The sequence below is a fragment of the Xenorhabdus stockiae genome (genome assembly GCF_002632825.1).
Classification (GTDB): Bacteria; Pseudomonadota; Gammaproteobacteria; order Enterobacterales; family Enterobacteriaceae; genus Xenorhabdus; species Xenorhabdus stockiae.
The window spans coordinates 58,068-77,553 of sequence record NZ_NJAJ01000006.1 but is presented as its reverse complement, the minus strand read 5'-3'; the positions used below and the strand labels follow the sequence as shown (position 1 = coordinate 77,553).

The window sequence follows — 19,486 nt, the reverse complement described above, 5'->3', positions numbered from 1 at the left end:
GATACCAATCAAATCTATTTTCTAAAAATCGATATAAATTAGATAGGTAATCACTTTGCTTTAAATTAGAAAGTTTAACTATATGAATGATACTTTTAGATATAACTGATTGTAATGTACCTAATAGTATCGAAAGGAGCAGCATATATTTGAAAAATATTTATATCCGTCGCGCTATTTGACCACCCGTTATCAAATAAATCAATCAAAAGCTGTTTGTCAGAATATTCAGGAATAAACAGGATAATCACAAGAGCTGAGGTCGGTAAGTAATCAGGATTTTGTAGAATAAAACAGATACGCCACAGTTCACAAGAGTGGGGTTGTGTAAACAAAAAAAGCGCCTTTCGGCGCTTTTTTCTATGACTTGCAGATTATTAAAATCTACCGTCCTGAATTTGGAGCGGGAAACGAGACTCGAACTCGCGACCCCAACCTTGGCAAGGTTGTGCTCTACCAACTGAGCTATTCCCGCATAGCTAATGCGCTATTTTAAATATAAAATCATTCAACCCATTGATTAGGTTAATGTTTTATCTTTAACGGCATCAAGATGGGCGCCATTATGAACTTCTTTAATAAAGATGGCAAGTATTTTACATGCCATAAAACATCAAGTGCTCAAAATACATGCTAAAAGACACACTAAACACCACTAATTCCTTAATCAGCACACAGCATCTGCTCATTTTCTCTTTAATACAAAGCAAAAAGACATGAATTGTGTAGCCTCTTGACTAAAATTTGACATCACATTAGTCTAATATTCAATTATTAAATTGAATGATTGGTATTTGTATCCCACACTGCTCTTTATCAAAGACAAGCTTTCATACCGAAAAAGCAAAGTACAGCTACATTGAGGAAACCCACCGTGAATAACATGGCATCAGAGAAAATAAATACAGAAGCCCCGCCAGAAATATCAGATAAAAAACATCGTGATATACCTCTCTCCATCTATTTGCTCGGATTGACGATATTCATTCTGAATACTTCCGCATTTATGGTTGTTGGCATGATGCCATCGTTAATGGATGCATTTGCCGTGACAGTCACTGATATCGGCTACCTGCTTTCACTCTACGGAGTAGGAATGCTCATCGGCGGACCGATATTGACAACAGTATTTGGTGTACTTCGAATTCCCAACAAGCAAGCGCTGCTTTGGATATTAACGCTGTATAGTATTGGAGGGATCATAGCCGCAAGTGCCGGAAGTTATTATGTTATGGCTATCGCCCGTGTTATTACCGGTTTTGCAGGATCTGCCTGCATCGGCATCGCTTTGGCAATCTGTGGTGAAGTTGTTAAAACAGAAATAAGAGGAAGAGCCTCATCGATTGTATTCACAGGTATGATGCTGGCAAATGTTCTGGGTGTTCCCGCCGCAATCATGATCGATCAATATCTTGGCTGGCGTTTCAGTTTTTGGCTAATCGTTATTTTCACCATTATTTGTACCTTGATTTTATGGGCAATGCTGCCACTTTCACACAATGCTGCCAATATCCGTATCAGCGAGCAACTTGCCTCATTCAGAAATGGGAAACTCTGGGCAGCTTATGCGTCAAGCGCTCTGATTATTGGCGCATCTTACGCTGCTTTCAGTTATATCTCCGTTATCCTCACTGAAATCACAGGATTATTACCCGCTATCATTCCTATTGTTCTTGGTTTTTACGGCGTTGCGAATGTCATCGGTACTTCGATCACCGGTCGTTTTACTGATCGACACACCTTTGCGGTACTGACAATCGGGGTTAGTATACTGACCATATCGCTGCTGATATTCGCGCTTTTCCCGGAAAACCACTATATCAGTGTGTTCGCTTTTCTAATTATTGGCATTGTAGGTGTCTCTATGAGTCCGGCACTGATTACACGGGTTATGCGCGTAACAAATGCAGGCCCTTTGGTTAACAGCGTCCATGTCTCTTTCATTAATAGTGGTTCTGCCTTTATCTCATGGGCCGGGGGATTAAGTATTGCTGCCGGATATGGATTAATATCACCACTTTGGATTGGCTTAATTCTGGCTATTTTTGCTTTACTTTCGCTTACACCGCGTAGTGTCAGAACAGCAATGACATTGCCCTGAACAAAAAATTTATTTAAAAGCAGTGTGTATCAGGAGTATTGTCAGAATTTGGAGAGTGGTAAGAAATTTAGGGCTGAGTCTGAAAAAAGATTTGGAGCGGGAAACGAGACTCGAACTCGCGACCCCAACCTTGGCAAGGTTGTGCTCTACCAACTGAGCTATTCCCGCTTAATTTTGGTGTGCTGTACTTTCGAAATTATTCATCGGTACGGGGAGCGCATTATACAAATAATTCATCTGCTGGCAAGTACCAAGACGAAAAAAATCGGACTTTCTTTTTAACTGGTCAGTTATCGAACGAGAAATCTGTTTAGTGATTCAGATATGGATATCTTACATTGATTGACACATATCCATATTTAATCGCGTAGCTCAAATGAGCTACAGTACACTTATCAACCAAAGGAGGTTTAAATATGGCCGCAAATGCATTTGTTCGCGCTCGCATAGATGAAAAACTGAAAAATGAAGCAGCAGCTGTACTAGCAAGCATGGGGTTAACCATTTCCGATCTAGTTCGCATAACAGTCACTAAAGTCGCAACAGAAAAAGCTTTACCATTTGATATGTGTATTCCTAATGAGCTAACAGCTAAGACCATTGCCAATAGTGAAAAAGGCATTGATGTTCACCAAGCAAAAGATGCTGATGATATCTTTGATAAATTGGATATCTAATCACTCATGAAACAAAGGGCTATTGAATATTCCACTCAGTTTCAAAAAGGTGTGAAATTAGCTCAGAAAAGACATAAAGACATAGAAAAACTGAAAGAGCTAATGAAATTCTTGATTAACAATGAGTTGCCATTACCTACTGTATACAAAGATCATCCGCTACATGGTAACTATAAAGGCTATAGAGACGCTCATATAGAACCGGATTGGATCCTCATCTACAAAATAACCAGTGACCTTCTCCGATTTGAACGGACAGGAACACACTCAGATCCATTTTAAATTGCTAGCAGCGCAAGTAACGATAAACGTTGATGTTGATTAAGTGGGGTTTCAGACCCACTTAATCCACTCATGTCACTAAAATACCGCCATTTATTTCTGAATAAAATGTTCGCGGTAGTAAACCAGTTCCGCAATTGACTCCCGGATATCATCCAATGCCTGATGAGTATTTTTCTTGCTTAAACCAGCCAGCATTTCTGGCTTCCAACGACGAGCCAATTCCTTAAGTGTGCTGACATCCAGATAGCGATAGTGAAAATATTTTTCCAGTTCAGGCATATAACGGAACAGGAAACGACGATCCTGACCAATGCTGTTACCGCAGATAGGGGATTTTCCTGCCGGAACCCACTGTTCCAGAAACGCAATCGTCGCTTTTTCAGCTTCAGCCTCACTAAACGAACTCTGTTTTACGCGCTCCACCAAACCACTGCCAGTGTGAGTCCTGACGTTCCACTCATCCATCAGGGCCAGCTGCTCAGCTGGCTGGTGTACCGCAATAACCGGTCCTTCTGCAAGAATATTCAGCTCTGAATCAGTCACGATAGTTGCAATTTCAATTATGCGATCGCGCTCGGGATCCAGACCCGTCATCTCTAAATCTATCCAGATAAGATTGTTCTCACTTTTTGACATGATATATCCTAGGTTCCTTTAAAACAGGTAATCTGTATCAGAGGTGTATCATAGCGTTTTTGATCACCCACAGCGATAACCAGCAAGATAGATGAAATAAGTGAGGTTCGGTGGCTAAAAGTAAACTCTCCAAAGGGCAGCAACGCCGTGTGCAGGCCAATCACCAGCGCAGGCTAAAACAGCCGCTCAGCAGGAATGACGCCCAAAAACCAGAACTGGACGACAGCCAGTTTGGTGAGCCACAAGAAGGGCTGGTTATCAGCCGATTCGGGCAACATGCAGATATTGAGGCCGCTGACGCCTCTATACAACGCTGTAATATCCGCAGGACAATTCGTTCACTGGTTACCGGTGATCGTGTCGTATGGCGTCCTGCCTTACAGCTCCAGTCAGATGTTAAAGTCAATGGGATCGTCGAAGCCGTTCATGAACGAACTTCCGTGCTTACCCGTCCTGATTATTATGATGGTATCAAACCCATTGCCGCTAATATCAACCAAATCGTGATTGTTTCCGCTATCCTGCCTGAACTTTCACTGAATATTATCGATCGCTATCTGGTCGCATGTGAAACACTCAATATTGAACCCTTGATAGTGCTTAATAAAATCGACCTTCTGGACGACGAAAGCCGCGAGTGGGTTAACGGTGTCATGGATATTTACCGTCACATCGGATATCGGGTACTGGAAGTTTCCAGCCATACCGGAGAAAGCATTCCTGAACTGATCCAATTACTGGCTGATAAAATCAGTATATTCGCAGGTCAATCAGGGGTCGGGAAATCCAGCCTGCTGAACACCCTGCTCCCGGACAATGAAGAAGCCATTTTGGTTAATGAGGTCTCAGATAACTCCGGCCTTGGTCAGCATACGACAACAACAGCACGCCTCTACCATTTTCCACAGGGAGGAGATGTCATTGATTCTCCCGGCGTCCGGGAATTCGGCTTATGGCATTTGACACCAGAACAGGTGGTTCAAGGGTTTATTGAATTTCGTGATTACCTTGGCAACTGTAAATTCCGCGATTGCAAACATCTTGATGATCCCGGCTGTGCTTTACGCGATGCACTGGAGCAAGGCGCTATTGCAGAAGAACGCTTTGAAAACTACCACCGGATCCTGGAAAGCATGGCTCAGGTTAAACCACGCAAAAATTTCACTGAAGGTCAAAAATAGGGCAATAATAAGCAATGCGTTGCCCTGACATTCAAGATAAGGGCAGGTAGAATAGCGGACTTTTGCCCAATTTTCCTATAAGACATTGGCCTATAAAACACTTCAAGAGGTTGACGTGCTGGATAATATTAAAATCAGACTACAATATTTACTGCCAAAGCAATGTATTACTCACTTAGCAGGCTGGTTCGCCAATAAAAAAGCAGGCTGGTTGACACAGCTTGTCATTAAAGCTTTTGCCAAAGTTTATAAAGTTGATATGAATGAAGCCCAAAATCCATCTTTTCAGGCTTATTCAACCTTTAACGAATTCTTTGTCCGACCATTAAAAGAGGACATTCGTCCCGTCGTCAATGAAGCTCACCTGTTGGCACTGCCCGCAGATGGAGCCATCAGCCAACTGGGTGCCATCCGGGAAGAGCAAATTATTCAGGCTAAAGGCCACTACTATACGGTAGAAGCGCTGTTGGCCGGCCAGCACCAACTTGCTGAACAATTCCGTAATGGCCAGTTTGTGACGATTTACTTATCACCGAAAGATTATCACCGTGTTCATATGCCATGTGACGGCGTATTGAAAGAGATGATTTATGTTCCCGGCGATCTGTTTTCAGTCAACCCGCTGACTGCCGCGAATGTACCAAATTTGTTTGCACGTAATGAACGTGTTATCTGTATGTTTGATACCGCTTTTGGCCCAATGGTACAAATTCTGGTTGGTGCCACAATTGTGGGTAGTATAGAGACTGTCTGGAGTGGCTGTGTCACCCCGCCACGCGAAGGTATTATCAAACGCTGGGTCTATCCGGCAGAAGGTGAAGAAGGGGCTGTTTCTCTCAAGAAAGGAGAAGAAATGGGCCGTTTCAAACTGGGTTCAACCGTCATCAACCTGTTTGCCCCTAATCAGATTCAGTTTGCTAATAACTTATACAGTGGCTCACAAACCCTGATGGGTGGCCTGCTGGCACAGACTATCTCAAACGATGAAGAACATACTGAGCACACAACTGACGATGTTTCCGTGAGTCAAAATAGCGCCAGTTAATTTATTACCAAGGAGCCCCTTATCGTGCGCCTGATTATCAGTTTATTTCTTAGCCTGCTTATTACGAATCTGGCTTTCGCCTCCACAACACAGCTGGATGAAAGCCAGCTTAAACAGGAGCTGAAACAGGTTGAAGGCAGTAAAAATCCGCAGGAGGCTGAAATTGCGCAAGCACTGCAAGGGGCTATCAATTGGGTTAATGAGACAAATGCCTCCAAGGAACGGATTGCAAAGTATCAACAGTCAGTTGATGACTTCCCAAAATTAATCAAAGAATTACGTCAGAAAATACTGGCCGCCAGTGAACCACCCCCTGCTATTCCGGCGAATCAGACCATCAGCAGTCTGGAACAACAGATTATCCAGCTCAACAGTCAATTACTGGAACAGGGTCGGCAATTACAACAAGAACAGGATAAAATCCGGGAAATTAGTGAATCCGTAAGTCTCATGCCTCAACAGCAAACAGAAGCTAGGCGTTTGTTAGCTGAGGCAACTTCCCGACTTCAGTCATTAAACCCACCTTCCCCGGGACTGGATGACGCCCAGTTAACACTTACTCAAGCAGAAGTGAATGCCCGCAAAACTGTGACCAGTGAACTGGAGATGGCACAACTTTCTGCCAATAATCGGCAGGAGATTGCCCGCTTACGAGCAGAATTATTTAAAAAACGCTATCAAAACCTAGATATTCAGCTCCAGCAACTTCGTAGCCAGTTAAACGCCCAGCGGCAGCAAAAAGCCGAATCAGCTCTTGAGCATACTGAAATGCTGGCGGAAAAGAATGGTGGAAAACTACCTCAATTTCTGCTGGATGAACTTCAGCAAAACCGTCACCTTTCACAAATGCTCAACCAGCAGACTCAACGCATGGATTCCATTGGCTCTCAGCAACGCAAAGCTGCCGATGATATTCTGCGGGTACGCCAGACCCTTAATACCATCCGCGAACAGGCGCAATGGCTGGGTGATTCAACAACATTAGGCGCTGCGTTAAGGGCACAGTTAACCCGCATCCCTGATGTCCCTAAATCTCAGCAGCTCGACCGAAATATAGTTGAATTACGGGTTGAAAGGCTAAAATATGAAGAAATGTTGGAACACTCTCAGCAGGAAAGCGAACATACTCCTATTACAAATAACAACCTGACAGCAACTCAAAAACAGGTTTATGATTCCCTTATCCGTACCAGGAAAGAGTTACTGAATTCTCTGCTCTCCGGTTATGACAGCGAAATATTGGAATTAACAAAACTCAAAGTCTCTACCAATCAGTTAAATGAGGCATTGAAAGAAGTTAAGGATGCCACGCACCGCTATCTGTTCTGGGTAGCAGATGTCGATCCCATTTCACTGAATTACCCTTTGTTGGTTGTACGGGATTTAACCCGATTACTCTCTCTGGATACAATTTCCCAATTAGGCATTGCAATCCACGTGATGCTGACAACGCAGGATACCTTGCTGTATCTGCTGGGTACGTTGTTGCTGGTGATATTCAGTATCAGTTCACACCGCCAGTATCACGCTTTCCTTGAACGTTCCAGTAACCGTATCGGCAAGGTGACACAAGATCACTTCTCCCTGACCATAAGGACAGTGTTCTGGTCTGTTGTTGCGGCTTTACCTCTGCCAATGCTCTGGTCAGCGATTGGCTACGGCCTGAAGAATGCCTGGCAGTACCCAATGGCAACCGCTATCGGTAATGGGGTCAGCGAAACAACACCAATCTTATGGATTTTCATGCTCAGCGCAGCGTTTGCCCATCCGAATGGTCTGTTTATTGCTCATTTCCGCTGGCCGGAAGAACGTGTAAAACGGGCAATGCGCTTTTATCGGGTATCAATTTTCCTGATTGTGCCATTGATGATGGCGCTAATTACCTTTAACAATTACAGTGATCGTGAGTTTGGTGCAACTCTCGGCAGATTATGTTTTCTAATGCTCTGCGTCTCGCTGAGTCTGGTCACAACCAGCCTGAAACGGGCAGGTATTCCACTGTACATGGATAAACATGGGTCAGGTGACAACGTTATCAACTCTGTTTTATGGTGGATATTACTCTCTGCACCAATTCTGGCCGCACTGGCTTCTGTACTGGGTTATCTGCAAACTTCGCAGGCCCTGTTGGCACGATTGGAAACCTCTGTTGCCATCTGGTTCTCCCTGCTGGTCATCTATCACATAACCCGTCGATGGATGTTAATCCAGCGTCGTAAAATTGCGTTCGAAAGGGCAAAACAACGTCGGGCTGATATCCTTGCCCAACGCGCTAAAAGTGAAGAAGATTCCAGCAATATTAACAGCAGTGTTGAAGGGGTGATTGAAGTTGAAGAGCCAGTTATCGATCTGGATGCAATCAGTGCCCAGTCTTTAGGTCTGGTACGCTCCATCCTGACGATGCTGGCACTGGTTTCACTTATCCTGTTATGGTCAGAACTACATTCTGCGTTCTCTTTCCTTGAAAATATCCGGTTATGGGATGTCACCACAAGCATCAACGGTATTGATACTATCCAGTCAATCACTCTGGGTTCTATCCTGATTGCCATTCTGGTCATTATTATTACGACTCAGCTTGTCCGTAATCTCCCTGCATTACTGGAACTGGCACTGTTACAACATCTGGAACTGACGCCCGGTACAGGCTACGCCATCACCACATTAACCAAATACGGTATTACGCTGATCGGCAGTATCGTCGGTTTCTCATTAGTGGGTATTGAATGGTCAAAACTGCAATGGTTAGTTGCAGCAATGGGGGTTGGACTTGGTTTTGGGTTACAGGAAATTTTTGCCAATATTATTTCCGGGCTGATGATCCTGTTCGAAAAACCAATCCGTATTGGCGATACCGTCACTATTCGCGGGCTGACCGGTAGCATCACAAAAATTAATACACGGGCAACTACTCTGACTGACTGGGATAGAAAAGAGATCATCGTTCCCAATAGAGCATTTATTACTGAACAATTTATAAACTGGTCATTGTCTGATACCATCACCCGTATTGTCCTGACGATCCCTGTTCCCGTAGAGACAGAATCTGCGAAAGCAACAGAGATATTACTGACCGCAGCAAGACGATGCCCGTTAATTATCGATAATCCGATGCCTGAAGCCTATCTGGTTGACCTGCAACAGGGAATTCAGATTTATGAACTGCGAGCTTATGCCGCAGAAATGGGGCATCGTATGCCTGCTCGTCATGAAGTACATCAGTATATTTTGCAGGAATTCCATAACCACAATATCACCCTGCCATTCCCTCCATTTCAGGCTCGTGTTGATATTTTCGGACAGGAAATCCGCAGTGCTACAACCAACACATCAGGTCGCAATCTTCCACGTAAGCCGGGAGATCTATAATTTAACTTAGGGAAAAAGAGAACAAAAATATGGTAAGGCGCATCCCTGTTCAGATAAGTGGCTTACTGGCATTAAATGGTGTTTCTATTCTGGGAAACACCATCACAGAAATCGCTATTCCTTGGTTAATTCTGGAAATATCAGGCAGTCCATTACTGGTTGCTGCTGTGATGTCAGCCAAAATGCTGCCATTAATATTATCTGTTTTTTTCAGTGCACAGCTGGTTGATAGATACGGCGCATTTCGGATCTCAGTATTATCGGATTTCGTTAATTTCCTGAGTGTGTTATTAATCCCTGTATTCTATACAATGGATATTCTTCACCTTTATCTTCTAGCTATTTTATTAATGTTTTCAACTATTCTGGATGCACCAGGGCGTCTGGCAAAAGATATTATGCTAGCAAAGGAAATAAAACTGCATAAAAGAGAGAATGAATTAATCAATGGCATAAATAGCACCATTGAAAATATCTGTGATCTTGCTGGCCCTGCTTTTGGCTCACTCATTATCGCCATGCTTGGTACAATCAACGCATTATACTTTGATGCGGTCAGTTTTTTAGTTGTTGCCCTTGGTATTATTATTCTGAAAAAACATTTTTCCGCTGATATAAACCAGATAACCGAAGCACCTTCTCTGCCACATCGTTATTTCCTTGAAGCCTTGCACTACATTAAATCGGAGAGGGAACTGTTTTCTGTTCTCGTCCTCAGTTCAATAATCAATTTTGTTATCACCCCATTCCTGACCGTTTACCTGCCTTACGTCAATAAAACTGAATTTAATTCCGTTATCAGCCTTGGGGTTTCAATGACATGCTTTGGTATAGGTACTGCTCTTTCCTCTTTGCTGTACGGCCTCTATGGAAAATACTTTTCCAGCCACCGGATCCTTCTCTCCGGTTACAGCCTACTTGGGTTATGCCTCCTGTCTTTACCTCTATTCAATGGGCAGTATGTTTTATTTACCCAACTTTTTACCATCGGCTGTGGCATTGGTTTTGCTGCGCCAGTAGAAATTACGTTGATTCAACGCAAAGTACCTGAAAATCTGTTTGGCAGAATAATGACCCTGTTTACCTCTACCCGATTTATTAGCGTTCCTGTCGGGTATATCTCTTTCGGTGCTGTGCTGGAATCCAGAATCGCTCAACAAACCCCTATTATTATGGCGGTAATAGTATTGAGTGGAATATTAGTTTACTTACTTCTGCGAGTAAGAAGGTAAAATTGAAAATCAGGCAACGATGGCAGAATAAGATGATTTTTTATTGATAAGAAAACGCTGTTATAAAATCATAAGCAGCGTTTTGATAGTTTTGGCAAACTAAAGAAAAAAGATCAAAGAGATATTACTATATTAACGCAGTCCCTTCGGGTCAGCGCCGTATTCATTACTACCTTCTGTACCTTCCAGAAGAGTAAAGATAAATACGACAATACCGCCAATCGGGACAAAAATCAGCAAGAACCACCAGCCAGAGCGATCAGTATCATGCAGGCGACGTACCGTTACTGCCAGTGACGGAATAAAAGTGATTAATGCATAGAGAATAACTAATATAGATCCGATGGTCTCACCGAGAATTGCACCTAATATGCAAACGGCCAAAAATGCCAGCATATTAAAAAAGTAAAACATCCAATATTCTTTACGACGTGCACGCCCGGAGAAATCAGCGTAATTTTTTAAAACCTGAACATACCAATTCATAATATTACTTCTTTAAAAGAAAATTTAATAAAACAAAAGGAGACAAACTATAAAGGATGCGAGATTTTATACTCACTTATATTTTAAAGTCCACACATAGCCCTTAAAGGAATAATATTAAACAAACCATGTAATTCTCAGATATTTAATCAATAAAATCTGCCCAATATAAAATACAATGTGATTTCAATATATATTCATCTGCTTCATATCAAAGTTAGCCACCAATTAATCAGAAAAAAAAAGCTAATTAATGCAGCATTAACCGACCATAAAATAATATTTATTTATACATTTCGTCTTTCAAGTTGCCTCTTTGTTGTCTGCGCTCGTTCACCCCAGTCACATAGTTATCTATGCTCCTGGGGATTTACTCTCTTGCCGCCGCGACGCAACTTGAAATCCATTGTGTATAGCATGCTTATAATTAATTAAATCATCAAAAAAAGGAATGGTGCCTCTGAAAAATACTCTAATCAGTTATCAATCATCGCACAAATGCAAAAAATGCGCTTACACCAGCCACGCCATTTACATAAATTTAACACAAGCCTATTATCTCAGCTTAAATAACAAACATATTCTTATCGTTCGAGATAATATGAAAACCTTATCCGGCAGGCCATGGTTACTAATAACTTTTTTCCTGATAGCAAATCTTTTCTCTTCAATTGCTGTTGCAATAGGCATGTATCTTATTCCGTGGTATATCAGCAATAATGCAGGTGATCCTTCTGCTCTGGCAACAACTGCCATGTTTTCTGCTGTGTTAGTACTTTGCCTGACGCCTTTTATTGGTAAAATAATCGATTATTTCAACCGAAAATCAATTCTGATGTTTATCACCATTGCGGTTCTGATACTTTTTCTGTTTCTTTCTCTCTCAGGCAATACATTTTCGCACCAGTTATATTCACTGATCTGTGCTTATATCTGCATTCAGATTTATTTCGCGGTTTTCTATACAACCCGGCAGGGATTTATTAAAGATGTTTTTCAGGCCAGTGAGCTGTATCGTATTAATGCCATTCTTGAAATAGAAGCCCAGTCTTCGACACTCATTGCAGCATTATTAGTCGTTGTCTTTTCGGGTTCAACTAACATTGATATTTTTATGCTGCTGGCATGTATGACGTTTATTTCCTTTATTATGCTGACAGTAATCCCTTATACCGCCAGAAATATCAATCATGGAAGTGCTCCTGAATCTCAACAATCCACGCTTCCTTTATCATTTTTAAAAACTGACTTATTTTGCTATATGTCGATGGGTGCAATTCCCTTCATCTGCATCATGACAATCAATATCATCCAACCCCCGTTTATGAATAGTGTGCTTCAGCAACCTATCAGTTCTTATGCTACTTACGGGATTATCTATGGCTGTGGTGCGATTCTGGTTGGTTTTATTATGGGAAAAATATCCAATCATTATCCTCAACGCAATCTGGTGTTAGTGTGCACGCTCATTTTTACGGTGACACTCGGTATCATCGCTCTGTTTCCAACTCTTGAAGTAATTCTGATTTGTGGTTTTTTCCTCGGATTCAGTAATTCAGCATCACGGATATCAAGTAACAACCTTATTCTACAGGAAGTTAATTCTGAGGTAATTGGCCGGGCATTTTCATATGGGCAATTTTTCGCACTGTGCGGCAGGATCATTGCAACAGGGCTTGTTCCACTAATTTTTGTTAGTGATTACAAATTAGTATGGAATTATGTCTTTGCTATCAGCCTTATTGCACCAGTCGTGTTGTTGGTCAGGCGATATTTAGATCAGGCAGAACCCAGTAAAGCACGATAATAAGTGAGTTTATCGCTCAGGCTGGCAGCCACAGGATTCACCAATTTGTAATTCAAACTCGAATTCACACTCCTGTGCCCGGCCATTCCATGTTCTCAATATGTTGATAGCTGTTTGTGCCATCTGATCAACCGGCTGGCGAACAGCAGTCAAAGAAGGCACATTATACAAGGATTGCTGAGTTGCATTGAAACAAACTAATGCTATATCGGCAGGTACTTTTATTTTATGTTCGGCCAGTGCCCGTAAACAACCGAATGCCTGCAACTCATTGGAAGCAAACAAAGCCTGAGGCAACTTTCCTTTCAACATTCGTAACGTCGCTTCATAGCCTCCCAACCGGGTATAATCTGTAGAGAAAATCCATTCTGTCTTTATCGCCAGATTGGCTTGTTCTAACGCATCTCGCCAGCCGGAAAGGCGATCTTGTGTATTTAGCATACTAAGAGGCCCACAAATAATGGCAATATCCCGATAACCATGCTCAGTCAAATGTTGAGTCACTTTAAATGCGGCAATCCGTTCATTGACCCGGATTGCACTGACATTTGAATCAGCATAAACCCAATCGAGCATTACGCAGGGAGTTCCACTGGCCTGAATCAAATCAATATAAGGATGACGATCCACACTGGTATACAGTAAACCATCAATCTGACGATTCAGTAGATTATTAATAAGTTCCTTCTCCCGGATTCGATTATCACCTGAATCTCCCGGCAGCAGAACTTGCCCATGTTTAAACGCCTCCAACTGCAAGGCATGAGCTACTGAAGAAAGGAAAGGATTGGATATATCCGGCAAAATCAGGCCATAAGCATGAGTTGAACCAGAAACTAACGCCTTGGCAATATTATTCGGGCGATAACCTGTTTTTTTTATCGCAGCCAATACACGCTGACGAGTTGCTTCTGCTACGGGGCGTGGGCCATTGTTAATAACATAGCTGACAACAGCTACCGAGGTTCCGGCTTCTTTCGCAACATCGCTGCGTGTGACTTTTTTCAAGCGAGCATTCATATAACTATGCTAGTTCCATCATATTGGATTGCAGGGCATTAAATTGCATCTTCAAGTAAATTCAAATCTCTGCCACGTGTTTCAGGGGCAAAAAATGTCGTAATAAACCCGATCCCTGCCATCACTGAAAAATAACATGCAATGGGCCACCAATGACCACTAAAAGAGAATAAAGCTGCTGCAATCAGTGGCGCTGTACCACCAGATAATATCGCGCCTAATTCTTTCGCAAATGCCATTTTGGAGTAACGATTGGTGACACCAAATAGTTCGACTCCCCAGGCAGCCTGCACACCAAAAATACCGAGTGAGGCTAACCCCATTCCTACAACAATAGTCAGAATAACGACGATAGGTTCACGACTTTCCATCAGGTAAAAAGCAGGAAATGCATAAAAAATCAGTAATAGACAAAACCAGCGATAAGTAATGCGACGCCCAAAGCGATCAGAAAAATAACCTGCCAGAGGAATAATGATAAACCCCAGAACTGACGCTATAAGTACAGAAATTGTGGGAATAAATTTATCCATCGCCAGTACATTTGCAACATAACCAATGATAAACCCCTGAGCCAGATATGACGGCCCATTTTCGCCAATGCGCAACCCCACCATTAGCCAGAATGCCCGAGTTCTCTGCCAAAAACAGCGCTCACGCTCAGATATTTTATCTTGCTCTTTTTCAGTTAATACCCGACCTCGTTCTTCTGTCAGCATTGCTTTATAGCGTTCGAAAACCGGCGTTTCACTCATATAGCGGCGTATGAATAATGCGGCTAGTGCAATCAAAAAGCTACACAGGAATGGAATACGCCATCCCCAATCCAATAAACTCTTTTTATCCATCGTCAAAACCAGCAACCAGACTAGTGATGCCAGTAACGTCCCACCATTAGAGCCAAGAGCAATAATGGATGAAACTAAACCTCGCTGCTTAGGTGGAGCAAATTCCCCCAGAATGACAGTACCACCAGATAATGCTGCACCTGCTCCTAACCCCTGTATAAATCGTAAAATCACCAAAAAAATCGGTGCCCAAACACCAATATGTGCATAACTGGGAATTAAGCCAATTAATGTCGTTGAAATTCCCATCAGCATGACAGTCATAATCATGACGAATTTACGACCTTTCCTATCACCCATCCAGCCGAATACAAGCGCTCCAATAGGACGGGCAATAAACCCGACAGAATAAGTGGCAAAGCTGGCTAATAACGCTATTGTCGGAGTCACTTCCGGAAAGAAAATATCAGCAAAAATGATACCAGCAGCTAAACCGTAAAGTGCGAAATCAGCATATTCCATCGTCGTACCGAACCAACAGGAAAAAATAGCTCGCCGAAACCCTTTTCGCCCTTCCGGTGTAGCCAGACACGCTTCAGAAGCATGCCGTAACTCAGTGATAACTGGCTCCGTACTTTCATACGGCATAACAATGTATTCCCTGAATGTTGGAACAGTGAATTTTTAACTCCAACATAATATTTCTGACAATATTATTTTTATTCATCGATTATTTTCACACACCAGAATATCTACTCGCGTAGACTGTAAAAATACAGAAATTTAATTATTGAACTTCAGCAACAACTATCATAGAAAATTCATTGATTGTAATTAATAAATTTTGAAACATGATGATTAAAAAAATCCCTATATCTACATAGTGAATTTTCATTAAGATAAAAATCACATAACAACATGAAATATAAATAATTAAATACAAAATCACAGTAATTACAGAGCAACATGATCAAATAATAATATTTGTGATAATAAATAATAAAATTATCATATTTAAAAATAGTATTGCTAATTTTGTCTTTTAAATATAAAAACAGCATCCCATCGGATGCTGTTTTTATATTTTGATGGGTGAAGCCAATACCCTCAAACCTGATACATTTTCTGCAAATAACACGACACCGCATCATCAGCATTAGAGCCTATAATTTCCATGTCCGGTAGAGTGTCTTTCAGGCGCTGATGTGCTCCCTGCATAATGCAGCCTTTACCAGCCACGCTCAGCATTTCCCTATCATTCATACCGTCACCAAACGCTATGCAATCACTTAACTCATACCCGATGGACTGGCAGACCTGTGCCAGTGCTTCTCCCTTAGATACACCGCCTGACATAACTTCCAGACAGTTTCTCAGTGAAAAACTGACATTGACCTTATCTCCCCAGCGCGCTTCAATCCTTTCTTCCAACTGAACCAAATAATCATGGTCATCGCTGGTATAGTAAACCTTGCATACCCCATTAACCGGGAAATTGTCGCGCTGGAAAATCTGGTAATGGAAATCCGATACTTTAAAGAATTCGGTTTGTTCCTCGCTTGCGCGATTAACCCACCACTCATCGTTATTGTAATAGTTAGTCAGAACATCCGGGTTATCAAACTCCAGCAAACATAAATCACGGGCAATTTCCGGTGCAAGGTTATGGCTGAAGACCAAATCTCCTTGTGAGTTATGTACCCTCGCCCCATTTGATGTGATCATGTAAGCATCAATGCCCAGCCCGTCTCGGATCTGTCCTACATCAATGTGGTGACGCCCTGTTGCAAAGATAAAGTGAATTCCTTTATCCGTCAGCAGATTCAATATTTTCTTTGTATACGGTGTTAATACGTGATCGGGAGATAACAGTGTGCCATCTAAATCTGAAGCAACAACATGGTACATGGTTCAAATTCCTAAGCTAAATTAATTTTGGTCAAAAAAATCACAAATCGCATTAAGAGCCTGTGCTCTCAATGCGTCTTTTTCGAACAGGATTTCATGGCGTGCCCCTTGGATAACCAGAGGATTATATTCTTCTTTTCCTGCTCCGGCTTTTTGGCGAGATGCACAAAAAGCCAACAACTCCCGATTACTAACTACTTTATCTTCGCTTGCTTTCAAGACGATGAGGGGTGTCTGAATTTCGCCAGCCTTCTCAATGAGGTTATCTCCGGCCCGCATACTTTCACGCATCCAACGATAAGTCGGGCCACCAAGGCGCAATTCAGGATAATCTACATAATAGCGTAAGTATCGCTGGTAACGGGCATAACTGTGAGTTAGCAGGTTGATAAAATAGGGTAATGGACGCCATTGCCCGGTTAAGACCGCATATCTGTTACGCCTTCCAGGATAGGGTTCGGCCTGATTAACCAAAAAGTTTGCCATCCAGCGAGGCATTGGCAAATTAATACCAAACATAGGAGCACATAAAGCCGCAGCACGGAATACCGACTCATGACGCAACAGAAAAGAGCTCAGGATAGCCCCTCCCATTGAATGAGCAAGTGCATAACAGCGATGCGACTTAAGTGAAGAAATTTCCAGTTCAATGAGTTTTGCCAGATCATCGACATAGTGATCAAACGATTCAACATGCCCTTTCTGGGGATCTGTCAGCATTCTGCCTGAACGCCCCTGACCACGATGATCAATAATAAGAATGTTGTAACCCAAATGGTAAAAATCATAAGCTACCTCCGGATATTTCACATAGCTTTCGCTACGACCCGGAGATATTACCAATGTTTTATCATGATGAGGTGAACTGAAAGAGACATAACGGATAGGGATATTATCAACACCCATGAATTCACGTTCATCTCTGATATTCCAAAAATCCAGCAATAATCCATTTGTAAAAGCAGAAAACTGAGGCTCACGGTTTAACCAGCTTGTTTTTAGTCTTTCTGATCCCATCATCATCCTCTATACCCGCGGTCTTTCCGGTTGCAGATTACAAAATTGCTACTGCTACGTTTATTCGAATCCTTCGAAATGTTCACGGATAACTGTCATAAAGGCATCACCAAAACGTTCGAGTTTACGCTGCCCGACACCGTTAATTAGCAGAAGCTCATCGGGTGTTATTGGGCACTGTTCTGCCATCTCAATCAGTGTTACATCATTGAAGACGACAAACGGTGGAATATTATTTTCGTCAGCAATAGATTTTCGTAATTTGCGCAACTTAGCGAATAATTTACGATCATAGTTTCCACTGTATGATTTGTTTTGTTGATTTCTGCTTTTCAGACTTTGAATTCGGGGAACTGCAAGTTGTAGAGGCATTTCACCACGCAAAATAGGTCGCGCGGCTTCCGTCAGTTGTAGTGCAGAATAATTGGCAATATTTTGGTTGATAAGCCCCAGATGAATCAACTGGCGCAGAACACTCATCCAATGTTCCTGACTATGCTCTTTACCTATGCCGTAAACAGGTAACCTGTCATGCCCTGACTCCCTGATACGCTGGTTATTAGCGCCACGCAGCATTTCAACAATATAGCCAATCCCAAAACGCTGCCCAACGCGGTAAATACAGGACAGGGCTTTTTGTGCATCCACCAGACCATCATAACGTTTCGGAGGATCGAGGCAGATATCACAGTTACCACAGGCTGTTTGTTTGCTTTCGCCAAAATAGTTGAGCAAGACCAAGCGGCGACAAGTTTGCGCTTCAGCAAATGCGCCCATCGCATTGAGTTTATGCCGTTCAATATCCTGTTGTTCACCGGCAGGCTTTTCTTCGAGACAACGGCGCAGCCACGCCATATCCGCCGGATCATAAAACAACACCGCTTCAGCAGGCAGACCATCACGCCCGGCACGCCCCGTTTCCTGATAATAGGATTCGATGTTGCGGGGAATATCAAAATGCACAACGAATCGAACGTTCGGTTTGTTAATCCCCATACCAAACGCAACCGTTGCCACAACGACCTGTAAATCATCGCGCTGGAATGCATCCTGTACCCATGCTCGCTGATTGTTTTCCAGCCCCGCATGGTAAGGTGCAACGCTCAATCCCCGCTTTTGCAGCCGTTCAGCCGTTTCTTCTACTTTATTCCGGCTGTTACAGTAAATAATCCCGCTTTTTCCCTGCTGGCTTCGAATGAATGCCCAAAGCTGGTCAAGGGGCTTATATTTCTCAACCAATGTGTAGCGAATATTAGGACGATCAAAACTACTGAGGTGAATGATAGGATCACGCAGCTCCAACAGGCGGACAATATCCTGCCGGGTTGTTTTATCTGCGGTGGCGGTCAATGCGATAACGGGAAGATCAGGAAAACGCCTGCGTAATTGCCCAAGTGCCCGGTATTCTGGCCGGAAGTCATGCCCCCATTGAGAAATACAGTGTGCTTCATCAACAGCCAGTAGAGCAGGACGCCAATTGGATAACTGTTCGAGAAAGTTATCAGTCACCAGCCGCTCAGGTGCAATGTAAAGCAATTTAATGCTTCCCTGACGACACCGACGGATAATATCACTCTGTTGTTCACGATCCTGAGTGGAGTTTAAGCACTCTGCTTCTATACCATTCGCTCTGAGTTGATCCACCTGATCTTTCATTAATGAGATCAGTGGAGACACCACCAATGTCAGCCCGTCTTTCATCAGAGCAGGGATTTGATAACAAACTGATTTACCGCCACCTGTCGGCATGATAACCAGACAGTCTCGATCATCAAGAACAGCATCGATGACCTGTTGCTGTCCGGCGCGAAATTGCTGATATCCGAATGTTTTTCGTAATACTTGTTCAGCCAGCGATGCCGTGCTGATAACTTCTGCGGTAGACACGCCTTTCCTCAATGTTTAGAGCTGGTTTCATAAAATGATTATACCCT

The 19,486-nt window shown here is 42.7% G+C and carries 15 protein-coding genes and 2 tRNA genes; 8 read left to right on the top strand and 9 right to left on the bottom strand.

The genetic code is table 11. The features are described 5' to 3' along the window. Window positions 1-399 precede the first annotated feature (399 nt). Window positions 400-475 (bottom strand) — tRNA-Gly (locus Xsto_RS04080). A 408-nt stretch (window positions 476-883) separates the two neighbouring features. Here Xsto_RS04080 and Xsto_RS04075 point away from each other — a divergent pair. Further along, the gene (locus Xsto_RS04075) at window positions 884-2,101 is read left to right on the top strand and encodes an MFS transporter (RefSeq protein ID WP_244590335.1); all 1,218 of its coding nucleotides are present in this window, start codon (window positions 884-886) and stop codon (window positions 2,099-2,101) included. A 92-nt stretch (window positions 2,102-2,193) separates the two neighbouring features. Here the strand turns inward: Xsto_RS04075 and Xsto_RS04070 are convergent. Continuing rightward, window positions 2,194-2,269 (bottom strand) — tRNA-Gly (locus tag Xsto_RS04070). A 248-nt stretch (window positions 2,270-2,517) separates the two neighbouring features. Here Xsto_RS04070 and Xsto_RS04065 point away from each other — a divergent pair. Both Xsto_RS04065 and Xsto_RS04060 read left to right on the top strand, forming a co-directional pair. Then, on the top strand, window positions 2,518-2,778 hold the full coding sequence (locus tag Xsto_RS04065) for a type II toxin-antitoxin system RelB/DinJ family antitoxin (RefSeq protein WP_099124169.1): 261 nt from the start codon (window positions 2,518-2,520) through the stop codon (window positions 2,776-2,778). 6 nt (window positions 2,779-2,784) lie between these two features. After that, window positions 2,785-3,060 (top strand): type II toxin-antitoxin system YafQ family toxin, encoded by a 276-nt coding sequence (locus tag Xsto_RS04060; protein WP_099124168.1) that lies wholly within the window; start codon window positions 2,785-2,787, stop codon window positions 3,058-3,060. Between the two features lie 93 nt (window positions 3,061-3,153). Here the strand turns inward: Xsto_RS04060 and orn are convergent, their stop codons facing one another. Beyond that, complete coding sequence (gene orn, locus Xsto_RS04055; protein ID WP_099109345.1) at window positions 3,154-3,699, bottom strand: oligoribonuclease; 546 nt, start codon at window positions 3,697-3,699, stop codon at window positions 3,154-3,156. Window positions 3,700-3,809: 110 nt separating this feature from the next. On the opposite strand from orn, the gene rsgA reads away from it, so the two are divergent. From rsgA to Xsto_RS04035, 4 genes are all read left to right on the top strand, one after another. Further along, window positions 3,810-4,880 (top strand): small ribosomal subunit biogenesis GTPase RsgA, encoded by a 1,071-nt coding sequence (gene rsgA / locus Xsto_RS04050; RefSeq protein ID WP_099124167.1) that lies wholly within the window; start codon window positions 3,810-3,812, stop codon window positions 4,878-4,880. 115 nt (window positions 4,881-4,995) lie between these two features. Beyond that, a complete protein-coding gene (asd, locus tag Xsto_RS04045) occupies window positions 4,996-5,925 on the top strand; it encodes an archaetidylserine decarboxylase (RefSeq protein ID WP_099124166.1) in 930 nt (309 codons plus the stop codon). 24 nt (window positions 5,926-5,949) lie between these two features. After that, on the top strand, window positions 5,950-9,294 hold the full coding sequence (mscM, locus tag Xsto_RS04040; protein WP_099109342.1) for a miniconductance mechanosensitive channel MscM: 3,345 nt from the start codon (window positions 5,950-5,952) through the stop codon (window positions 9,292-9,294). A gap of 29 nt (window positions 9,295-9,323) precedes the next feature. Continuing rightward, window positions 9,324-10,526 carry an MFS transporter gene (locus Xsto_RS04035; RefSeq protein WP_099109341.1) on the top strand — a complete coding sequence of 401 codons (1,203 nt, stop codon included), beginning with the start codon at window positions 9,324-9,326 and terminating at the stop codon, window positions 10,524-10,526. Window positions 10,527-10,658: 132 nt separating this feature from the next. On the opposite strand, the gene Xsto_RS04030 is transcribed toward Xsto_RS04035, so the two are convergent. Then, window positions 10,659-11,012, bottom strand: coding sequence for a DUF805 domain-containing protein (locus Xsto_RS04030; protein WP_099109340.1), 354 nt, complete (start codon window positions 11,010-11,012; stop codon window positions 10,659-10,661). Between the two features lie 601 nt (window positions 11,013-11,613). Between Xsto_RS04030 and Xsto_RS04025 the strand changes: the two genes are divergently transcribed. Further along, complete coding sequence (locus Xsto_RS04025; RefSeq protein ID WP_169926583.1) at window positions 11,614-12,819, top strand: MFS transporter; 1,206 nt, start codon at window positions 11,614-11,616, stop codon at window positions 12,817-12,819. 9 nt (window positions 12,820-12,828) lie between these two features. Here the strand turns inward: Xsto_RS04025 and Xsto_RS04020 are convergent, their stop codons facing one another. The 5 genes from Xsto_RS04020 to recQ all read right to left on the bottom strand — a co-directional run bounded on the left by Xsto_RS04020 (window position 12,829) and on the right by recQ (window position 19,439). After that, window positions 12,829-13,839: a LacI family DNA-binding transcriptional regulator gene (locus tag Xsto_RS04020; protein ID WP_099124164.1), complete on the bottom strand. Its 1,011-nt coding sequence runs from the start codon at window positions 13,837-13,839 to the stop codon at window positions 12,829-12,831. Window positions 13,840-13,877: 38 nt separating this feature from the next. Then, window positions 13,878-15,275 (bottom strand): MFS transporter, encoded by a 1,398-nt coding sequence (locus Xsto_RS04015; RefSeq protein ID WP_099124163.1) that lies wholly within the window; start codon window positions 15,273-15,275, stop codon window positions 13,878-13,880. Between the two features lie 459 nt (window positions 15,276-15,734). Next, on the bottom strand, window positions 15,735-16,535 hold the full coding sequence (gene yigL / locus Xsto_RS04010; protein WP_099109335.1) for a sugar/pyridoxal phosphate phosphatase YigL: 801 nt from the start codon (window positions 16,533-16,535) through the stop codon (window positions 15,735-15,737). Between the two features lie 21 nt (window positions 16,536-16,556). Continuing rightward, the gene (gene pldB, locus Xsto_RS04005) at window positions 16,557-17,552 is read right to left on the bottom strand and encodes a lysophospholipase L2 (protein WP_099124162.1); all 996 of its coding nucleotides are present in this window, start codon (window positions 17,550-17,552) and stop codon (window positions 16,557-16,559) included. A gap of 60 nt (window positions 17,553-17,612) precedes the next feature. Beyond that, window positions 17,613-19,439, bottom strand: a complete 1,827-nt coding sequence (gene recQ, locus Xsto_RS04000; RefSeq protein ID WP_099109333.1) for an ATP-dependent DNA helicase RecQ — start codon at window positions 19,437-19,439, stop codon at window positions 17,613-17,615. Window positions 19,440-19,486: the final 47 nt, after the last annotated feature.